We start from the raw sequence: 638 nt of genomic DNA, 5'->3' as shown, positions 1-638 counted from the left end.
CCTGAAAAAGTCGTGCGATAATAGCGCCATCAATCGATGGGACTCAAGTTCATGAAGATCAGTAACATGGATGTCGACGCCATTTTGGCGAAGGTCAGACAACAGCTCGATGACGACACAGCGGTCTCGCCATCGCTGCGCGCGGCTATCGAGATGATGATGGTGCTGATCCAGATTATGACCGGCCGGCTCAACACCAACAGTGCCAACAGCAGCACGCCACCGTCCCAGGATCCCAACCGTCCCAAGAAGAGTCGCAGCAAGGGCGAGCGCAAGCCGGGTGGGCAGCCCGGCCGTATCGGCACGACGCTGCAACCGGTGGAGGATCCGGATGCGATAAAGGCCCTGAAGCTGGATCGGCGCACCCTGCCCAAGGGAAGCGAATTCCGGGTGGTCGGCTACGAGCGGCGCCAGGTCATCGATCTGGACATCAGTCGCTTCGTCACCGAGTACCAGGCCGAGATCCTGGAGAACAATCAGGGACAGCGTATCGTGGCGCCGTTTCCGGCCGGCGTCGAGCGCTCGGTGCAGTATGGCCCCCGATTGAAGGCACACGCGGTCTATCTGTCGCAGTACCAACTCTTGCCCTACGAACGCGTCCGCGAATACTTCGAGGACCAGGTCGGCATCCCGCTCAG

The 638-nt window shown here is 60.5% G+C and carries 1 protein-coding gene; it reads left to right on the top strand.

Annotated elements, in window-relative coordinates:
• Positions 1 to 51: 51 nt before the first annotated feature.
• Positions 52 to 638: DUF6444 domain-containing protein (locus tag MRS74_RS23570; protein WP_254582721.1), on the top strand; the 587-nt coding region annotated here is incomplete at its 3' end.

Source organism: Marinobacterium sedimentorum (assembly GCF_024267675.1).
Classification (GTDB): domain Bacteria; phylum Pseudomonadota; class Gammaproteobacteria; order Pseudomonadales; family Balneatricaceae; genus Marinobacterium_A; species Marinobacterium_A sedimentorum.
This window is presented reverse-complemented; position numbering and strand designations above follow the sequence as displayed.